Origin of the sequence: Erythrobacter donghaensis, assembly GCF_002155425.1 — a bacterium.
In the GTDB taxonomy this organism is placed as follows: Bacteria; Pseudomonadota; Alphaproteobacteria; order Sphingomonadales; family Sphingomonadaceae; genus Erythrobacter; species Erythrobacter donghaensis.
This window is the reverse complement of record NZ_MUYG01000011.1, coordinates 705,935-722,600: the sequence shown is the minus strand read 5'-3', so window position 1 is coordinate 722,600 and position 16,666 is coordinate 705,935. Positions and strand designations below refer to the sequence as shown.

The following is a 16,666-nucleotide window of genomic DNA, read 5'->3' as shown; positions in this document are numbered from 1 at the left end:
TGCGGCAAGGGACGATCCCTTGCCCTAGAGTCGGGAAGGTAAGCGGGAGGACGCGCAAAGCAAGCGCGCAGCGGCGAGATGATCGTGGATAGTCATCGAATTGCCATGCCGCCGGGGCGCGGGATGGAGCCTTTGCGTTCATCAGACATTCATGGCTAAAGTGTTGATCTTGCGATTGAAGGAGGCTCCCGGATGAAGCAGGCCCTGACCGCCCTCGCTGCGCTTGCCGTGCCGGGAACGGCGACAGCGCCTGCCGCCGCGCAGGAGGCCGAGCCGCCGCCCATCGTGGTCGAGGGCGAGAAGCCGCAGACTGAAAAGGCGCTCGACGAACTCGCCCGCGACATCGCCGGCAACCCCCGCCCCCGCCGCCCGCTGGCACGCTTCGAACAGCCGCTGTGCCTGATGGTCGCGGCCGGAGACACGGGGATGGCGCAAGAGGTCGCGGAACGCATTATCGACAATGCCAAGGCAGCCAAGGTCAATGTGCGCGGCAGCGGCTGCAAGCCCAATGCGCTGCTCGCTTTCTCGGACGATGCTCAGGCCCAGCTGCGGGCGATCCGCCAGAGCGGGCGGCGCCTGTTCGCGGGTATCAGCGCGCGGGATATCGACGCGGCGATGGGCGCGCGCGATCCGGTCTATGTGTTTCAGGCGAGCAAGCAGACCTCCGCCAGCGGCGAGCCGATTGTCTCCAGTCCCGAAGCCGGCGGAACGAACGGCATAGCGGGCCCGCAAAACGTGATCTGGAGCGCCGGGCGGCTCAAGCGCCTGACCCGCGAAGATCTGCTCGCTGTGCTGGTGGTGGTCGACAACGCCGCGATCGCCGGGCTCACCGCCGTGCAGATCGCCGACTACGCCAGCCTGCGCCTGCTCGCCCCGACCGGCGAAGTGGATGTCGCCGAGGCGGGAGCGCCGCGCACGATCATGACCCTGTTCGTCGCTCCTGATCGCGCGCCGACGGCGATGACACGCTTCGACCGGGCCTATCTCAGGTCGCTCTACCGGCTGCCCGCGGGCTCCTATGCCTTCGAGGTCCTGCGCGCCGCCGTGAAGGAGACCGCGAAGGGGGCAGAAGATCAGGAATGAGGCGGCGTAGGCTCACGGCAGGTCTGACGCTGCTCGGCGCCTTCGCCGCTGCATCGGTGCCAGCCCATGCCGAACCGCCTGAGGCAACGCGGGCCGATCCGATCATCGTGCGCCCGCCCCCGACCGAGGCCGAGCGCGAGAGGGAATTGCGTGACTTTGCCCGCGCGGTGATCCGACCCGCGAAGCTGCGCGAGCCGATCGCCAAGTTTGCTTTCCCCGTCTGCGTCGAAGTTCGGGGCCTTGCACCCGATGATGCCGCCGTCATCGCCGAGCGCATCCGCGACAATGCCCGCGCGTTGGGTGTGGGAGCCGATGATGCGCCGGACTGCGTGCCCACGGTGCGGGTCGCCTTCATGGCACCTGCCGCAGGCCCGGCCGCGCAATGGCTGACGCAGGATTCGCCGCAGCTCGCCCATCTCGCTGGCTATCAGCGCGAACGGGTGCTGGGCGAGCCGGGGCCGGTCAGGGCGTGGAACAAGGTCGCTGTGCGAGACGCGACCGGCAAAGCCTTCCGCCCGCAGCTTGGCGATCAGTTCCGGTTTCCGACCTTCACGGAGATCGAGCCGCTGAGCGCCAGCGACCCCATCGCCACCACCGAGATCACCGGCGCTGCCGTGCTGATCGGGCGCGAGGCGGCGGAGGGCCTGACGCTCGGGCAACTCGCCGACTATGCGACGATGCGCGCGCTGCTCGGCACCGGCGCGCCCGAAGGCGCTGCGCCTGCCCTGACGATCCTCACCCTGTTTTCAGACCCCAGACCGCCGGAAGGCTTGACCGATTTCGACCGCGCGCTGGTGCGCGAGCTTTACGACGCCTCACGCAATGCCAAGCCGCGCCGGGTGTTCACCGACATCGCCCGCGCGGCGGTGGCGGCGGAGCGCTCAGACGTGCGTGACGAGGCCCCGTAGCGAATTCGGCCCCGCCTCGGCGAGCTTCACCTCGACGAGGTCGCCGACGGCGTAATCACCCTCGAACCACACACTCTGGAGCCATGGCGACTTGCCGAGCCATTGGCCGGGATGTCGTCCGGTGCGTTCGACTAGCACGTCGCAGCGCTTGCCCACGCTTGCCTGATTGAAGGCATATTGGTGGTGGCCGATGCGCTGCTGCAAGCGCTGGAGGCGCTCGTCCATCACCTCGGGCGCGATCTGGCCATCCATCGTCGCGGCCGGTGTGCCGGGGCGCGGGGAATACTTGAAGCTGAAGCACGCGGCGTAGCGCACTTCGTCGACAATGCTCAGCGTGTCGGCGAACTCGGCCTCGGTCTCGCCCGGAAAGCCGACGATGAAATCGCCCGACAGCGCGATGTCGGGGCGCATGGCGCGGAAGCGTTCGATCAGCCTGAGGTAGCTTTCCGCGGTGTGCTGGCGGTTCATCGCCTTCAGGATGCGGTCATTGCCCGCCTGCACCGGCAAATGCAGATAGGGCATCAGCTTGGCGACCTCGCCATGCGCAGCGATCAGGTCGTCGTCCATGTCGTTGGGGTGGCTGGTGGTGTAGCGGATGCGCGCGAGGCCATCGATCCCCGCCAGCGTGCGGATCAACCCGCCCAGCCCGACGCGGCGGCCGTTGTCGTCCTCACCCGCCCAGGCATTGACGTTCTGGCCGAGCAGCGTGATCTCCTTCGCCCCCGCCTCGACCAATTTCCGCGCTTCGGCGACCAGATGGCTGAACGGCCGCGAGATTTCCGCGCCGCGGGTATAGGGCACCACACAATAGGTGCAGAACTTGTCGCAGCCCTCCTGCACGGTAAGGAACGCGCTCGGCCCACGCTTGCGGCGCGCAGGCAGCGCGTCGAACTTGGCGATGGCGGGCATGTCGGTATCGGTCGCACGCTCGCCCAGCGCGGCCTTGTCGAGCATCTCAGGCAGGCGGTGATAGGCCTGCGGGCCGACCACGATGCTGACCGCAGGCGCGCGGGCCATGATCTCTTCGCCCTCGGCCTGCGCAACGCAGCCCGCGACCGCGATCAGCGGCTGCTTGCCCGCCTCCGCGCCCGCCTTCACCAGCCGGCCGATGTCCGAATAGACCTTCTCGGCGGCCTTTTCGCGGATGTGGCAGGTGTTGAGGATGACCAGATCGGCCTCCTCCCCCTCGGGCGCAGGCGTGATGCCGCGTTCGGCGAGCAGCTCGCCCATGCGCTCGCCGTCATAGACGTTCATCTGGCAGCCGAAGCTCTTGACCCGGTAGGTCTGGGGAGGGGCAGTGGTCGGTTTCATGAGGCTCGCGCCCTTAGCGCTCTTGCCGCCCCGGTTCAATCGCCGCCGCGTTTGCTCTTCTTCTTGTCCTCGCGCCCGCGATGGACGCAAGGTTCGCCCTTGCGCGCGCCGGGGCCGGGGTGCGTGGTGTCTTCCGGGCGGCACTCGACCCAGGGCTTGGCGATGCCGTTGGCCTTCACCACGGCAAGGGCATCGGCGCTATCATAGGCGGCAATCCATGTGAGGCAGTCGGCAAGCGAGCGCACCGAATGCTTGGCGATGGAATTCTTGCGCGGCTCGCAATTGATGGTGAAGACATTGGCCGCGGGCGGTTCGCCATATTTGGCGAAGCGGCGCAGAAACTCGCCGCGCTCATTGAACACGATACGCTGCAGCGCATTGTCCTTCGCTTCGCTGCGGTAGAAGGGCGAGGTGTTGAACATATAGGCGCGCACGTCGGGTTGGGCGATCGACACCTCGGTCGCCAGCGCCCCGCCGAGCGAGTGGCCGGTGACGATCCACGGCACGTCCGAGCCAAGGCGCGATTTCTCGGCCTCGAAATAGCGCAGCGCCAGTTCGATCTGGTCGTTGCGGAGCGTGCCATAGAAAATGTCGCTGAGGCTCTTCATGTCAGTACCGCGGAACGACAGGATCCGCGCGATCGGCTTGCGATCGGGATCGCCCACGGTGCCGGAGTCGAACTGGTTGAAGACCTCGTAGCTGAAGCCCTTTTCCTCGTCGCCCGGAGCGATCGGGATGCGAGGAATGCGCTGGATCACCCGACCCGGCCGTTCGAACAGGTCGTCGTCGCCGGTATAGGCATTGGTCGCCGCCAGCGCGTAGGGATAGGCATCGACCGCCGCCTCGCGCAGGAAACCGCACCACCCCCCCGGCTCGAGCTGGCAGGGGGAGCGCGCTTGCGAAATGTCGGGGAAAGTGGCGCAGCCGGAAAGCAGCAGCGCGGCCAATGCAGCCAGCCAAGACTTCATCATCACCCCCGATCTTTCGCTGTTGTGCCTCAGGCCACCGTCGCCTTGACGATCTTGCCGGGGCTGCGCGGCGGTTCGCCCTTGGGGATGGCGTGGACGTGTTCCATGCCGCTCGTGACCTGGCCCCACACGGTGTACTGCTTGTCGAGGAAGCGCGCGTCGTCAAGGCAGATGAAGAACTGCGAATTGGCGCTGTTGGGGTTCTGCGCGCGGGCCATCGAGCAGGTGCCTTCGACGTGCGGTTCGGCGTTGAATTCGGCGGCGAGGTCGGGCTTGTCGCTGCCGCCCATGCCGGTGCCGGTCGGATCACCGCCCTGAGCCATGAAGCCCGAAATCACGCGGTGGAAGATCACGCCGTCGTAGAAGCCTTCGCTCGCCAGCTCGGCGATGCGCGCGACGTGGCCGGGGGCGAGGTCGGGACGCAGCTTGATGACGACGTCGTTCTGCGCGCCATCGCCATTGTCGAGCGTGAAGGTGAGTGTTTCGGCCATGTTCGTGTCTCCTGAGGGAATTTGCCCGCGCTTTTAGCACCCAATTGCCGCCTGTCACCCTCCCGGCTTGCTTTTCATCCCTCCCCGCCTAAACCGCCCTCATGGCCGACGAGCGCTTCCCCGACGACGATCTGTTGACTGCCGATCCGGCAGAGGTCGAGGTGCGCCCGGATGACCGGGTCGACGATGAACGCCATGACGAAGAAAACCGCCTGAAGCCCAGCTTCGTCAGCGCCGTCCACGATGCGCTGGAGGCGGGCGACAAGGGCGCGGTCTATGATCTGGTCGAGCCGCTCCACGCCGCCGACATCGCCGACCTGATCGAACTGCTCGAACCGCGCGAGCGCGCGCAGATGGCCTCGGCGATCAGCGACCTGATGACCGGCGACGTGATCGCCGAACTTAACGATTACGTGCGCGAAGACCTGATGGACACTTTGTCCGCGCAGGCCGTCGCCACCATCGCCGAGCAGCTCGACACCGACGACGCGGTGCAGCTGATCGAGGATCTCGACGAGGCCGATCAGCGTGCCGTCATGGCCGAGCTGGAGCCGGAGACCCGCGCGGCGGTCTCCAGCGCGCTCGCCTATCCCGAAGAGACCGCCGGGCGTTTGATGAGCCGGCACTTCGTGGCAGTGCCGGAACATCTCACGGTCGGCGACCTCATCGATTACCTGCGCGAGGATGGCGATCTCGAGCACGATTTCTTCGAAGTTTTCGTGATCGACGAGCGGCACCACCCGGTCGGCACCTGCGCCCTCAACTGGATTCTCACCACGCCGCGCTCTGTCCGTCTCACCGACGTGATGAAGCGCGACCAGACCCTGATCCCGGTGACGATGGATCAGGAAGAAGCCGCGCTGATGTTCCAGAAATACGCGCTGATTTCGGCCGCGGTGGTGGACGAAAGCGGGCGGCTGGTCGGGCAGCTGACGGTCGACGATATCGTCCACATTATCTCCGAAGAGGCGGGCGAGGACGCGCTGCTGATGTCGGGCGCGGGTGACGGCGACATCAACGAGCCGCTGCGCGAGGCCTATTCCGCCCGCGTGCGCTGGCTGATCGCCAATCTGGGGACGGCGGTGGTCGCCTCCTCGATCATCGCCTTTTTCGGCGCCGCGATCGAGCAACTGGTAGCGCTCGCGATCCTCATGCCGATCGTCGCCAGCATCGGCGGCAATGCGGGCACGCAGACCATGGCCGTGGCGGTGCGCGCGATTGCGACCAACCAGCTGACCCGGTCGAACACCAAGCGCATCCTGTGGCGCGAGTTTCGCGTGGCGCTGCTAAATGGCGGCACCATCGCCGTGCTGATCGGGCTGGCAGCGGCGGCGCTGTTCTCGCCAATGATGGGCGTGGTGATTGCGCTGGCGATGATCATCAATATCGCGATTGCGGGCCTTGCGGGCGTGCTGGTGCCGGTGATCTTCGAGCGGCTGGATCAGGATCCGGCGGTGGCGAGCAGCGTGTTCGTGACGATGATCACCGATTCGATGGGCTTCTTTGCCTTCCTGGGTTTGGCCGTCGCGATGGGGCTGGCGACGTTCTGACGCGCGCCTGCTTGTGGACGGTGCGCGCGCCATGGCTTGATCATGCGCTGCTTTACCCCACATTGAGCCCATGCCTCTCAATCTGACCAAGATCGCCTTCGGGGCGAAGAGCTATGAGCACCTTGAAGGCTGGTATCGCGGGCGCGGCGCCATCGCGCTCACCACCCGCAACCGCCCGACCCGGCACGAGGAGTGCATCGGCGGCTCGCTCTACTGGATCATCAACCATGCGATCGTGGCGCGCTCGCCGATCATCGGGTTCGAAAAGACCGAGGACGGGCGCTGGGATATCGTGCTGGAGCCCCGCCTGATCCGCGTCCACCAGCAGGCGAAGCGCGCGCATCAGGGCTGGCGTTACCTCACCGAGGACAAGGCCCCGCAGGACGTGGCCGAGGGCGAGGACATCGGCGATGCGCTGCCCGGCAAGCTGGCGATGAAGCTGGAGCGGCTGGGGCTGGTCTAGCCCGCCGCCTGACTCTTTTCCGCGACGCGCCGCAATGCGTTGACATAGACCTCGGGCGATTGGGCACCGGGGATCAGGAACTTGCCCTCCACGATCATCGCCGGAACGCCCGAGATGTTCATGTCCCACGCCTGCGCCTCTTCGGCGAGGACGCGGGCTTCGAGCTCGGGATCGTCGAGCGCCGCCTTGGCCGCGACGCGGTGAAGGCCGACACCGGCGGCGATGTCGAGCAGCACGTCGCGGTCACCGAGGTTGCGGCGCTGGTTGAAATGCGCGCGGAACAGCGCGAGTTTCAGCGCGGTCTGCACCTCGGGCCCGGCCTGCTCCAGTGCGAAGGTCAGCAGCTTGTGGCAATCGCGGGTGTTCCACATCATCGCCGGGGGCGCCTCGCCCTCCCCTTCGTAGTTGAGCGAGACGCCCGCGCTTTCCGCAATCGCCTTCATCTGCCCGCGAATCCGCGCGCCTTCTTCGGCGGGACGGCCATATTTCCGTTGTAGGTGCGCCTCCTGCTCCTCGCCTTCGGGGGGCATCTGCGGGTTCAGTTCGAAGGGCCGCCAGCGGATCTGCGCGTCAATCTCGCCCTCTAGCTCGCCCAGCGCCTTGGTCAGCTGGCCGTAGCCGATCAGGCACCACGGGCACATGACGTCGGAATAGATGTCGATGGTCAGTTGCTCGGTCATTTGTCGAGCCACCATGCCACAAGGTGATGCGCAATCGCGAAGGGGCGCGGGAAATAGAGCAGATCGGTGCCGTGCTCGCCCGCCGCGCGCGCTTCCTCGAGCTCGGCGCGGGTGAACCAGCGCGCGTCTTCGAGCTCGGTGCGGTCGATGGTAATCTCGGGATCATCCGCGATCGAGGTGCAGCCGATCATCAGCTGGCTGGGGAAAGGCCAGGGCTGGCTGGCGATGTAGCGCACATCGCGCACGCGCACGCCCGCCTCCTCGTGGATTTCCCGCGCGACCGCCTCCTCGATGGTTTCTCCCGGCTCGACAAAGCCGGCGAGCGCCGAATACATCCGCGGCGGGAAGCGCGGCTGGCGGCCGAGCAGCAGGCGGTCTTCGTGCTCGACCAGCATGATCGTCACCGGGTCGGTGCGCGGGAAGTGGTCCGCGCCGCAGCCATCGCAATGCCGCTGCCAGCCGCCCTTGACCAGCTTCGTCGGAGAACCGCAGCGCGCGCAGAAGCGGTGCCGCGCGTGCCAGTCGACAAGGCTGCGCGCCCCGCCATAGATCGCCAGATCGGGCGGGCTCAGCAATTGCATCAGCTGCCATGCGGCGGGCTGGGCGTAGGCCGGGCCTTCCGCGCCGCCGGTCGGCACGGGGGCGAAATGGGCCTTGCCGTCGAGCATCCCCAAAAGCACCAGCTCGGCATCCTCGGCGACATCGGCGAGGCTGCCCCAAACGAGGCCGCCCGCATCGTCCACCCCCGGCAGCAAGCCGTCCATCAGCAGAACCCGCGCGCGCCAGTTCATCAGCCCGCCGAGCGCCGCATCATCGACCCGGATGTTGTCCGCCCGGTCGATCGGCGACCCGGAAAAGGCCATTGGCAGCGGGGGCAGCTCGGCGCCGTGCATCAGGCAGCCATCTTCTTCGCGCGCATGGCCTCCAGATCGGATTGCATCGCGGCGAGGAATTCGTCGCGGATCGGATAGGCTTCCGACGGCATATATTGCGTCCACAGGCAGGAGCGCAGGCCGAGGCCGAAATCGACCGCTCCCAGCGTGCCCGCAGCCCCGCCCCAGCCAAAGCTGCTGCCCGAAACACGGCCGCCCGCGCCGTGGCCCTCGCCCGCAACCCAGCTGCCCGAGGTATCGACGCTGGCGGGCAGCAGGTTCGACGTGCCGACCCGCACCGCCTCCTCGCTCATGATGAAGCGCCCGTCGAGGCGGCCATAGCCCAGTAGCATCCGCAGGAAGCGGTCGTAATCCTTGGGGCTCGACACGAGGCCGCCGCCGCCTGCCGGAACTTCGGGCGGGTCGAGGAAAACCGAATTGGCCGCCGGGTCGATCGGGAACGGGGTCCCGCCGACGATGCCGTAATTGTCGGTCAGCCGGTGCGCCTCGCTCGCGGGCACCTGCATCCAAGTGCTGGTCATGCCGCAGGGGTCGAAGATGCGCTGCTTCAAGAAGGTCTCGAACGGCATGCCGCTCGCCACCTCGATCACCCGGCCGAGCAGGTCGATCGAGCAGGAATAGCTCCACTTGGTCGCCGGCTGATACATCAGCGGCAGCGTCGCCAGCCGGTCGGCCCATTCAGCGAGACCCGGCGCGGGCGTGACCGGCTCGATCCCCGGGATCGGCAGCCGGCTCACCCGCCCTCCGACAAGGCCGAGTTCGTTATAGGCCTTTTGCAGCGGCCCCTTGCTGATGATCTGGTAGCCAAGGCCCGAGGTGTGGGTCAGCAGCATGCGGATGGTGATCGGCTGGGTGGCGGGCACCACATCCTCCAGCGGGCCTTCCGGGTCGATCAGCACCTGCATGTCGCGGAAGGCAGGGAGGATTTCGTGCACCGGCTGGTCGAGCCCGAGCTTGCCCTCGTCGATCAGGATCATCGTCGCCATGCCGGTGATCGGCTTCGACATCGAATAGATGCGATAGAGCGAATCCACGTCCACAGTCGTCGGCTTGCCAAGTGCGAGCGTGCCGCCGCCCACGGTGTGCGGGTGATCCTCAGAAGCGCCCCAGCCGAAGGTCAGGAACAGGTTGGCGAGCTTGCGGCTGGCAACATACTTGTCCGCCAGCGCCGCGAGCGCAGGCCAGCTTTCGGCGACATCATGCGCAAAGGCCATGCGCCCGAACGGCAGGCCGGAGAGCGCCGCGCCCCCGGCAAACAGCGCGGAACCGCGCAGCAGCGACCGGCGCGAAAGAGCGGGCGAGGCAAGGGTGTGAACCGACATGGGGGCAGAATCTCCGGCTGATGCAATGCGGGGCCTGTGTGCGGCAGGCCGCCGCAAGGGTCAATCGCGATGCTTGCAATCGCGGGGTGTCTTGCCCATATAAGACACATGCTCAACGCACTTGCCTATATCATCGGCCTCATCAGCCTGATCATCGTCATCCCCGCGCAAATCCCGCTGCTCGGCTGGGCCAACTGGCTCGCCCTGCCGGTGATCGTGACGGGGATCATCCTTGGCGCCCTGTCGTCGAAGGACGGCGGGCGCAATTTCTGCCTCGTCGCGCTGTTGATCGCGGGCGTGCGGCTGACACTGGGCGGCGGGCTGATCTAACCGTCCGCCTGCGCCAGCTGCGCTGCCTTGGCGAACAGCGTCGCCAGCCCCGCCTCGCCGAGCCGGCCCGTCGGCCACCACTGCCCCTCCCCCGGCGGATCGGCAGCGACTGCGATGGCCACCACCTCAAGCGTCAGGCTGGCATGGGTGAAGCCGTGCCTTATCGCGCCCAGACGGCGCGCCTCGCCCGCAACGGGAGCCTTACCCGAGCCATCGGCCTGCGCGCTCCAGCCATCGTCGGGTAGCGCGCGCATCCCCCCGAGCATCCCTTGCGCCGGGCGGGTGACAAGCCACACCTCGGTGCCCGCAAGGCGCGTGATCCAGAAGGCGGTGCCGCGCCGTTCGGGGACGGGCTTCTTGACCGGCTTGACCGGCAGGCGCTCGGGCTCGCCCTGCTTGCGGCCCGCGCAGGCCTCGGCCAGCGGACACAGCAGACAGCGCGGCGCGCGGCTGGTGCAGACGTGGCTGCCGAGATCCATCATCGCCTGCGCAAAGTCCCCCGCGCGGGCATCGGGCGTGATCGTGTCCGCCGCCGCGCGGATCGCCTTGCGCGCACCCGGCAGCGGTGCGTCGATGGCGAAAAGCCGCGCCACCACCCGCTCGACATTGGCATCGACCACCACCGCGCGCGCACCGAAGGCGATCGCGGCGACGGCTGCCGCGGTGTAATCGCCAAGGCCGGGGAGCGCTCGCAGCTCCGCCTCGGTCGCGGGAAAGCCGCCCCGCTCCGCGACGGCCCGCGCGCATTTCACCAAATTGCGCGCACGCGAGTAGTACCCCAGCCCGGCCCATGCCGCCATGACGTCATCCTCGCGTGCCGCGGCAAGCGCCTCGACCGTGGGCCAGGTCTCGGTGAACTTCGCGAAATAGGGCTTCACCGCCGCAACCGTCGTCTGCTGGAGCATCACTTCCGACAGCCACACCCGGTAGGGCCATGCCGCGTCGCTCGGCACCGGGCTCCCCGGCGGCGCGCGCCACGGCAGGTCGCGGGCGTTGCGGTCGTACCAGGCAAGCAATTGATCGGAGATACTGGCAGTCACGCGCCGCCTATGGCATGGCGGGCGCAATCATGGGAAGCGACAAGACATCCTCCGGCAAGAAGGGCCAGATCAAGCCATACACCCGCCCGCGCGGCAGGGGTGTGCGCGCGATCGGCGATCTGACGCCCGAGATCGGCCGCACCGCCTTCCGCCGCTTCGGCTTTGTGCAATCCTCGGTCGTCACCCGCTGGCCCGAGATCGTCGGCCAGCGCCACGCCCGCGTGTGCAGCCCCGAAGCGATCCGCTTCCCCCCGGGCGAGAAGGCAGAAGGGATCCTTGAACTGGTGGTGATCCCGGCCCACGCCCCGCTGATCCAGCAGGTCGTGCCTGAGATCATCGAGCGGGTGAATCGCTTCTTCGGTTACCGCGCAGTCGCCCGCGTTAAGCTGCGGCATGGCGCCGTCACCCCACCCTCCGACGCCGCCCCCGCCAAGCCGCCGCCGTCGCTGAAGCCGATCCCACTGGAATTGGGCGACAGCTTGCGCGATATCGGCGATCTGGAGCTGCGCACCGTGCTGGAATCGCTCGCCCGCAGCCTTACGAACACGCAAGACCCCGCTGAGGACAACCCTACGTCATGATCAAGCCTCTCATCCTTTCCGCTGCCGCTGGCGCGGCCGCTCTGGCCGTGGCGAGCGTCCCGGTCACCGCGCAGAAGCAGCAGCAGGGTCTGGAGCGCCCCGACAGCGCCTTCGTGCCGCAGGACAACCCCGGAAACTGGCAGGCGATCATCACGCGCACCGAACGCGGCCATGTGATCGGCAATCCGAAGGCCGATGCGCAGATGATCGAATTCATCAGCTACACCTGCCCGCACTGTGCCGATTTCACCGCGCGCGGCGAACCGGCGATCGAGATCGTGCTGCTGAAGCCGGGCAAGCTCACCGTCGAGGTGCGCCCCGTCATCCGCAACGAGATCGACACCACCGTCACCCTGCTCGCCCAGTGCGGCGATCCCGCCGGGTTCAAGGCGCGCCATCAGGCGCTGATGCTGTCTCAGGCCGATTGGCTCGGCAAGGCGCGCGCCGCACCGCAGAGCCAGCAGGCGCTGTGGATGCGCGGCGACCGGGCAGGACGGATGAACGCCGCCAGCGCGCTGGGGCTGACCCAAATGCTGGTCGCGCGCGGCCAGTCGCAATCGGAACTCGACGCCTGCGTCTCCGACGATGCCGCCGCTCAGCGCCTGCGCGACAACAGCAAGGCCGACTTTGCCGAGATCGGCGTCAACAGCACGCCGAGCTTCGCGCTCGATGGCAAACTGATGGCGGATGTGCATAGCTGGGAGGCACTCTACCCCGCGCTTTCGGCCCGCTTTTCCGCCCGGCCGGACAGCTGAGCCGACTTGTTCACACCCCGCCGCCCGGCCCGCTTGCTGGACGGGTGGGCGAAACGCTATCCTGCCCCTTCACTGCCTGAGGATTTCCGACCGATGACTGTCTCCCGCCTGCTCTCGCTCCCCCTGCTCGCGCTCGCGCCGCTCATGCTGGTTGCTTGCGGCGACGATGCCGCCACCGATGGCACCGCGCGCAGCGAACCGCTGCCGATGGTTGCCGCGCCGGAAGGCACCAGCTGGACCGACAAGGTCGCCGCCACGCCCGAAGGCGGCTATCTGGTCGGCAACCCGGATGCGCCGCTGAAGCTGGTCGAATACGGCTCACTGACCTGCCCGGCCTGCGCGCGCTTCGCGGAAGAGGGCGTTGACCCTCTGATGGAAAAATATGTGGCAACGGGGCGGGTCAGCTTCGAGTTTCGCAGCTTTCTGATCCACGGACCGCTTGATCTGGTGTTGACGCGATTCATTGGCTGTTCCTCGCCCGAAGCAGCACTGCCGCTGGCAGATCAGATCTGGGCCAACCTCGGCCCGCTTCAGGACCGCGCCTATGCCAATCAGGCAGCGCTCAGCGCCGCCAACGATCTGCCGGAAAATCAACGGTTCGTGCGGTTTGCCGAAGTGGCCGGCCTGTATGAATTCTTTGCCGCGCGCGGGATCAGCGAAGATCAGGCGCGCACCTGCCTTGCCGACTTCGCCTCGCTCGAACGCCTCGCCAAACTGTCCGAAGGCTATGCCGGCGACGGCATCAACCAGACGCCGACTTTCCTTCTCAACGGGCGCAAGCTCGATGGCGGCGCCTGGTCGCAGGTCGAACCGCTGCTCCAGCGCGCCGGCGCGCGCTGAGGCCAGCGGGGGCGCAGACCCAGCCCGATGCAGATCCACCGGCTCAAGCTCAGCGGTTTCAAGAGCTTCGTCGAGCCGGCGGACTTGCGTATCGAGCCCGGGCTGACCGGCGTGGTCGGCCCCAATGGCTGCGGCAAGTCCAACCTGCTCGAAGCGATCCGTTGGGTCATGGGGGAAACCTCGGCCAAGTCGATGCGGTCGGGCGGGATGGAGGACGTGATCTTCGCGGGCACCTCCACAAGGCCCCCGCGCGACTTTGCCGAAGTGGTGCTCCACGCCGAGGATGACGGCGGCGAGGAACTGGTCGTCACCCGCCGGATCGAGCGCGGCGCAGGTTCTGCCTACCGGGTGAATGGCCGCGACGTGCGCGCCAAGGATGTGGCGCTGACCTTCGCCGATGCCGCCACCGGCGCGCATTCGCCCGCGCTGGTCAGCCAGGGCAAGATCGCGCAGGTGATCGCCGCCCGCCCCGCAGAGCGCCGCGCGATGCTCGAAGAGGCCGCCGGGATCGCCGGGCTCCACGTCCGCCGCAAGGATGCCGAGAGCAAGCTGCGCGGCGCAGAAGCGAACCTCGCGCGGCTCGAAGACCTGATGGCGGGCCTCGACGCGCAGATCGCTTCGCTGAAGCGTCAGGCGCGGCAGGCGGAGCGCTACACCGAGCTCACGACGAAGATTCAGGCGGCTGAGGCGCGTCTGCTGTTCGCCCGCTGGCGCGAAGCCGCCGCCGCCGCCAAGGCCGCGCGCGCCGCAGCGCAGGACGCCGAGACCAAGGTCGCGCAGGCGCAGAAGCTGGTCGAAATCGCGCAAAAGCAGCAGGCCGAGGCGGCGCAGGCGCTCGCCGATGCGCGCGACGAACTCGCCGACCGGCGCGACGATGCCAGCGCCCACGGGCACCGCATGGCCGCGCTTGCCGAAAAGCTCGAAGCCGCCGAAACCCGTCTCGCCGATCTCGCCCGCCAGCAACGCCGGCTGGAGGAAGACCGCACGGATGCCGACCGGCTCACCAATGCCGCGGTCGCCGCGCTCGCCCGGCTGACCGATGAACTCGCCGCCAGCCGCGAAGCCGCCGCCGCTGCGGAAGCCGCACGCCCGGTGCTCGCCGAAAAGGCCGAGGACAAGGAACGCGCCCACCGCGCCGCCGAACTTGCTCTGGCCAAGGCGACCGCCGATCAGGCCGGGGTCGAGGCCGAATGGCGCGTGGCCGAAGCAGCGGTCGATCAGGCCGAGGCGCGCCTCGCCCGGATCGAGGCCGAAGCCGCCCGCATCGCGCGCACCCGCGCCGAGCACGAAAACGCGGGCGATCCGGAGGCCGATGTCATCGCGGCCCGCGCCGCTGTCGAGGACGCTGCCGCGGAGGTGGCGCGGCTCCGTGCGAAGCTCGCCGAAGACCAGTCGCGCAAGGCGGAACTGCAATCGCGGCGCGACGAGGTCGCAAGCCAGCTTGCCGGAGCGCGCGCCGAACTGGCCGGGGTCGAGCGCGAGCACACGGCCCTCGCCCGCGACCGCGACGCGCGCGCCAAGCGCGAGGCCGGACGGCAGGGCATGACCACCCCGCTCGACCGGGTCAGCGTGGCTTCGGGATACGAACGCGCGCTCGCCGCGGTGCTGGGGCGCGACGGGAAATCGCCGTTGGGTGCGCGTGCGGGCTCGGCGGATGGGCGGTTCTGGACGGGGGCCGCTGCGCCACAGCCGGTTGCCGACAGCCTCGCCAAGCGCCTCACGCAATGCCCCGACGAACTCGCCGCGCGCCTCGCACTGGTACATTGTGTGGACGAAGACGATGGCCGCGCACTCGCCCCCGGCGAATGGCTGGTGACCCGCGCCGGGCACCTACGCCGCTGGGATGGCTTCGTCGCGCGCGGCGAAGGCGCTGCCGAAGCAGCGCAGCTTGAAGCGGCCAATCGCTTTGCCGAACTGGACACCGCCCTCCCGCCCTTGCGCGCCGCCGCCGCCGCTGCCGAGGCCGAGGACAAGGCCGTGCGTGAAGAACTGTCCGGGCTTCAGACCGCGCTCGTCGCGCAGGAACGCAGTCTCGCCGGAGCGATCGAGGCCGAGCGGCAGGCCCTGCGCAAGCTCGATCAGGCCGAGGCCGCCAAGGAACGCCTCGCCGCGCGCCTTGCCGAACTCGCCGCCAGCGCTTCCGACATCGACAGCCAGATCGCCGCCGGGCGCGCCGAGGTTGGAACGGCGCGGGAGGCCTGCGCGCGCCTGCCCGAGAAGGACGCTGGACGCGCTGCGCTGGAAGCCGCGCAGGCCCGCAACGCCGCTGCCCGCGCCGCAGTGCAGACGGCGCTCGCCGAACTCGCCGCGCAGGATCAGGCGCTGGCCGTGGCGCGTGAGCGGCTGGCGGCGCAGACCGCGGACCACGCCGGCTGGCAGGCGCGCTCCTCCGATGCCGAGCGGCGCATGGCTGAGACCACCCGGCGGCTTGCAGAAATCGCCGAGGATGTCGCGATCCACGCCGCGAAGCCCGCCGCGCTCACCGCCGAAATCGAAGCGGGCGAAGCGACCCGCAACCGGCTCACGCAAGAACTCGCCGCCGCCGATGCCGTGATGCGCGAGGCCGACACCCGCCAGCGCGCCGCCGACGCCGCGCTCGCGCAGGCGACCGAAGTGCTCGCCCAAGCCCGCGAGAGCCGCGCCAGCCTCACCGCCCGCGCCGAGAACGAGGAACTGCGCCGCGCCGAAATGGCCCGCATCTCGGGCGAGCGCTTCCAGTGCCCCCCGCCGCTGCTGGGCGAACGCTTCGGCTTCGACGAGAACGATCTGGCCCCCGCCGCCGACGAATCCACCGAGCTCGAAAAGCTCACCGCCGCGCGCGAACGGATCGGCCCGGTCAACCTCGTCGCAGCCGACGAACTCGCCCGGATCGAAGCCGAGCACGGCTCGTCAGCCGAGGAACAGGCCGAACTGGTCGAGGCCATCGCCCGGCTGCGCGGCTCGATCGGCAGCCTCAACCGCGAGGGGCGCGAGCGGCTGCGCGCGGCCTTCGAGGCGGTGGACGGGCATTTCCGCGTGCTCTTCACCCGGCTGTTCGAAGGCGGGCAGGCGCATCTGGCGCTGATCGACTCCGACGATCCGCTGGAAGCAGGGCTGGAGATCTACGCCCAACCGCCGGGCAAGCGGCTGCAATCGCTCTCGCTCTTGTCTGGCGGCGAGCAGGCCCTGACAGCGACCGCGTTGATCTTCGCCCTGTTCCTCACCAACCCCGCCCCGATCTGCGTGCTCGACGAAGTCGACGCGCCCTTGGACGATGCGAACGTCGAACGCTTCTGCGACCTGCTCGAATCGATGGTCGCCAGCACCACCACCCGCTACCTGATCGTCACCCACAACGCGGTGACGATGAGCCGGATGCACCGCTTGTTTGGCGTGACGATGGCGGAAAAAGGCATCTCGCGGCTGGTGAGCGTCGATCTGGGCGAGGCCGCGCTGCTGGCGGCGGAGTAGG

General features: G+C 68.3%; 16 protein-coding genes. 9 read left to right on the top strand and 7 right to left on the bottom strand.

Annotated elements, in window-relative coordinates; translation table 11 throughout:
- Positions 1–192 precede the first annotated feature (192 nt).
- A complete protein-coding gene (locus tag BZF59_RS14985; RefSeq protein WP_086609022.1) occupies positions 193–1,083 on the top strand; it encodes a hypothetical protein in 891 nt (296 codons plus the stop codon).
- Positions 1,080–1,991, top strand: a complete 912-nt coding sequence (locus BZF59_RS14980; protein ID WP_086609021.1) for a hypothetical protein — start codon at positions 1,080–1,082, stop codon at positions 1,989–1,991. Before BZF59_RS14985 ends, BZF59_RS14980 begins: the two co-directional genes overlap by 4 nt.
- On the opposite strand, the gene miaB is transcribed toward BZF59_RS14980, so the two are convergent.
- From miaB to BZF59_RS14965, 3 genes are read right to left on the bottom strand one after another with little or no spacing between them, the layout of a single operon-like run.
- Positions 1,965–3,302 (bottom strand): tRNA (N6-isopentenyl adenosine(37)-C2)-methylthiotransferase MiaB, encoded by a 1,338-nt coding sequence (miaB, locus tag BZF59_RS14975; protein WP_086609020.1) that lies wholly within the window; start codon positions 3,300–3,302, stop codon positions 1,965–1,967. The two genes, BZF59_RS14980 and miaB, sit on opposite strands and share 27 nt — an antisense overlap.
- 35 nt (positions 3,303–3,337) lie before the next feature.
- Positions 3,338–4,276, bottom strand: coding sequence for an alpha/beta hydrolase family protein (locus tag BZF59_RS14970; RefSeq protein ID WP_143738188.1), 939 nt, complete (start codon positions 4,274–4,276; stop codon positions 3,338–3,340).
- A gap of 23 nt (positions 4,277–4,299) precedes the next feature.
- Positions 4,300–4,761 (bottom strand): peptidylprolyl isomerase, encoded by a 462-nt coding sequence (locus tag BZF59_RS14965; RefSeq protein ID WP_086609018.1) that lies wholly within the window; start codon positions 4,759–4,761, stop codon positions 4,300–4,302.
- A 101-nt stretch (positions 4,762–4,862) separates the two neighbouring features.
- On the opposite strand from BZF59_RS14965, the gene mgtE reads away from it, so the two are divergent.
- Together mgtE and BZF59_RS14955 are read left to right on the top strand one after the other, a co-directional pair.
- Positions 4,863–6,311 carry a magnesium transporter gene (gene mgtE, locus BZF59_RS14960; RefSeq protein WP_086609017.1) on the top strand — a complete coding sequence of 483 codons (1,449 nt, stop codon included), beginning with the start codon at positions 4,863–4,865 and terminating at the stop codon, positions 6,309–6,311.
- Between the two features lie 70 nt (positions 6,312–6,381).
- A complete protein-coding gene (locus BZF59_RS14955) occupies positions 6,382–6,774 on the top strand; it encodes a DUF1489 family protein (protein WP_086609016.1) in 393 nt (130 codons plus the stop codon).
- Here the strand turns inward: BZF59_RS14955 and BZF59_RS14950 are convergent.
- Genes BZF59_RS14950 through BZF59_RS14940 form a run of 3 tightly spaced genes read right to left on the bottom strand, consistent with a single transcriptional unit; the run spans position 6,771 to position 9,669 of the window.
- Positions 6,771–7,454 (bottom strand): DsbA family oxidoreductase, encoded by a 684-nt coding sequence (locus tag BZF59_RS14950; RefSeq protein WP_086609015.1) that lies wholly within the window; start codon positions 7,452–7,454, stop codon positions 6,771–6,773. The genes BZF59_RS14955 and BZF59_RS14950 overlap by 4 nt on opposite strands.
- Positions 7,451–8,347, bottom strand: coding sequence for an NAD(+) diphosphatase (nudC, locus tag BZF59_RS14945; protein ID WP_211277410.1), 897 nt, complete (start codon positions 8,345–8,347; stop codon positions 7,451–7,453). The genes BZF59_RS14950 and nudC overlap by 4 nt, the downstream gene beginning before the upstream one ends.
- A complete protein-coding gene (locus BZF59_RS14940) occupies positions 8,347–9,669 on the bottom strand; it encodes a serine hydrolase domain-containing protein (protein ID WP_086609014.1) in 1,323 nt (440 codons plus the stop codon). The genes nudC and BZF59_RS14940 overlap by 1 nt, the downstream gene beginning before the upstream one ends.
- Positions 9,670–9,777: 108 nt before the next feature.
- Between BZF59_RS14940 and BZF59_RS14935 the strand changes: the two genes are divergently transcribed.
- The gene (locus BZF59_RS14935) at positions 9,778–9,999 is read left to right on the top strand and encodes a hypothetical protein (protein WP_086609013.1); all 222 of its coding nucleotides are present in this window, start codon (positions 9,778–9,780) and stop codon (positions 9,997–9,999) included.
- Here the strand turns inward: BZF59_RS14935 and BZF59_RS14930 are convergent.
- Positions 9,996–11,039 carry an A/G-specific adenine glycosylase gene (locus tag BZF59_RS14930; RefSeq protein ID WP_086609012.1) on the bottom strand — a complete coding sequence of 348 codons (1,044 nt, stop codon included), beginning with the start codon at positions 11,037–11,039 and terminating at the stop codon, positions 9,996–9,998. The two genes, BZF59_RS14935 and BZF59_RS14930, sit on opposite strands and share 4 nt — an antisense overlap.
- 14 nt (positions 11,040–11,053) lie before the next feature.
- Here BZF59_RS14930 and BZF59_RS14925 point away from each other — a divergent pair, with 14 nt between their 5' ends.
- The 4 genes from BZF59_RS14925 (at position 11,054) to BZF59_RS14910 (ending at position 16,665) form a co-directional block, all read left to right on the top strand.
- A complete protein-coding gene (locus BZF59_RS14925) occupies positions 11,054–11,620 on the top strand; it encodes a DUF721 domain-containing protein (RefSeq protein ID WP_086609011.1) in 567 nt (188 codons plus the stop codon).
- Positions 11,617–12,375 carry a DsbA family protein gene (locus BZF59_RS14920; RefSeq protein WP_086609010.1) on the top strand — a complete coding sequence of 253 codons (759 nt, stop codon included), beginning with the start codon at positions 11,617–11,619 and terminating at the stop codon, positions 12,373–12,375. The genes BZF59_RS14925 and BZF59_RS14920 overlap by 4 nt, the downstream gene beginning before the upstream one ends.
- 93 nt (positions 12,376–12,468) lie before the next feature.
- Positions 12,469–13,215: a thioredoxin domain-containing protein gene (locus BZF59_RS14915; RefSeq protein WP_086609009.1), complete on the top strand. Its 747-nt coding sequence runs from the start codon at positions 12,469–12,471 to the stop codon at positions 13,213–13,215.
- A 27-nt stretch (positions 13,216–13,242) separates the two neighbouring features.
- A complete protein-coding gene (locus BZF59_RS14910; RefSeq protein WP_086609008.1) occupies positions 13,243–16,665 on the top strand; it encodes a chromosome segregation SMC family protein in 3,423 nt (1,140 codons plus the stop codon).
- The last annotated feature ends 1 nt before the right edge of the window (position 16,666 follow it).

What these genes read in the sequence shown, in the direction of transcription:
- BZF59_RS14985 (WP_086609022.1), top strand. Translation starts at nt 193, where the DNA reads ATGAAGCAGGCCCTGACCGCCCTCGCTGCGCTTGCCGTGCCGGGAACG.
- BZF59_RS14980 (WP_086609021.1), top strand. Translation starts at nt 1,080, where the DNA reads ATGAGGCGGCGTAGGCTCACGGCAGGTCTGACGCTGCTCGGCGCCTTC.
- miaB (WP_086609020.1), bottom strand. Translation starts at nt 3,302, where the DNA reads ATGAAACCGACCACTGCCCCTCCCCAGACCTACCGGGTCAAGAGCTTC.
- BZF59_RS14965 (WP_086609018.1), bottom strand. Translation starts at nt 4,761, where the DNA reads ATGGCCGAAACACTCACCTTCACGCTCGACAATGGCGATGGCGCGCAG.
- mgtE (WP_086609017.1), top strand. Translation starts at nt 4,863, where the DNA reads ATGGCCGACGAGCGCTTCCCCGACGACGATCTGTTGACTGCCGATCCG.
- BZF59_RS14955 (WP_086609016.1), top strand. Translation starts at nt 6,382, where the DNA reads ATGCCTCTCAATCTGACCAAGATCGCCTTCGGGGCGAAGAGCTATGAG.
- BZF59_RS14950 (WP_086609015.1), bottom strand. Translation starts at nt 7,454, where the DNA reads ATGACCGAGCAACTGACCATCGACATCTATTCCGACGTCATGTGCCCG.
- nudC (WP_211277410.1), bottom strand. Translation starts at nt 8,347, where the DNA reads ATGCACGGCGCCGAGCTGCCCCCGCTGCCAATGGCCTTTTCCGGGTCG.
- BZF59_RS14940 (WP_086609014.1), bottom strand. Translation starts at nt 9,669, where the DNA reads ATGTCGGTTCACACCCTTGCCTCGCCCGCTCTTTCGCGCCGGTCGCTG.
- BZF59_RS14935 (WP_086609013.1), top strand. Translation starts at nt 9,778, where the DNA reads ATGCTCAACGCACTTGCCTATATCATCGGCCTCATCAGCCTGATCATC.
- BZF59_RS14925 (WP_086609011.1), top strand. Translation starts at nt 11,054, where the DNA reads ATGGCGGGCGCAATCATGGGAAGCGACAAGACATCCTCCGGCAAGAAG.
- BZF59_RS14920 (WP_086609010.1), top strand. Translation starts at nt 11,617, where the DNA reads ATGATCAAGCCTCTCATCCTTTCCGCTGCCGCTGGCGCGGCCGCTCTG.
- BZF59_RS14915 (WP_086609009.1), top strand. Translation starts at nt 12,469, where the DNA reads ATGACTGTCTCCCGCCTGCTCTCGCTCCCCCTGCTCGCGCTCGCGCCG.
- BZF59_RS14910 (WP_086609008.1), top strand. Translation starts at nt 13,243, where the DNA reads ATGCAGATCCACCGGCTCAAGCTCAGCGGTTTCAAGAGCTTCGTCGAG.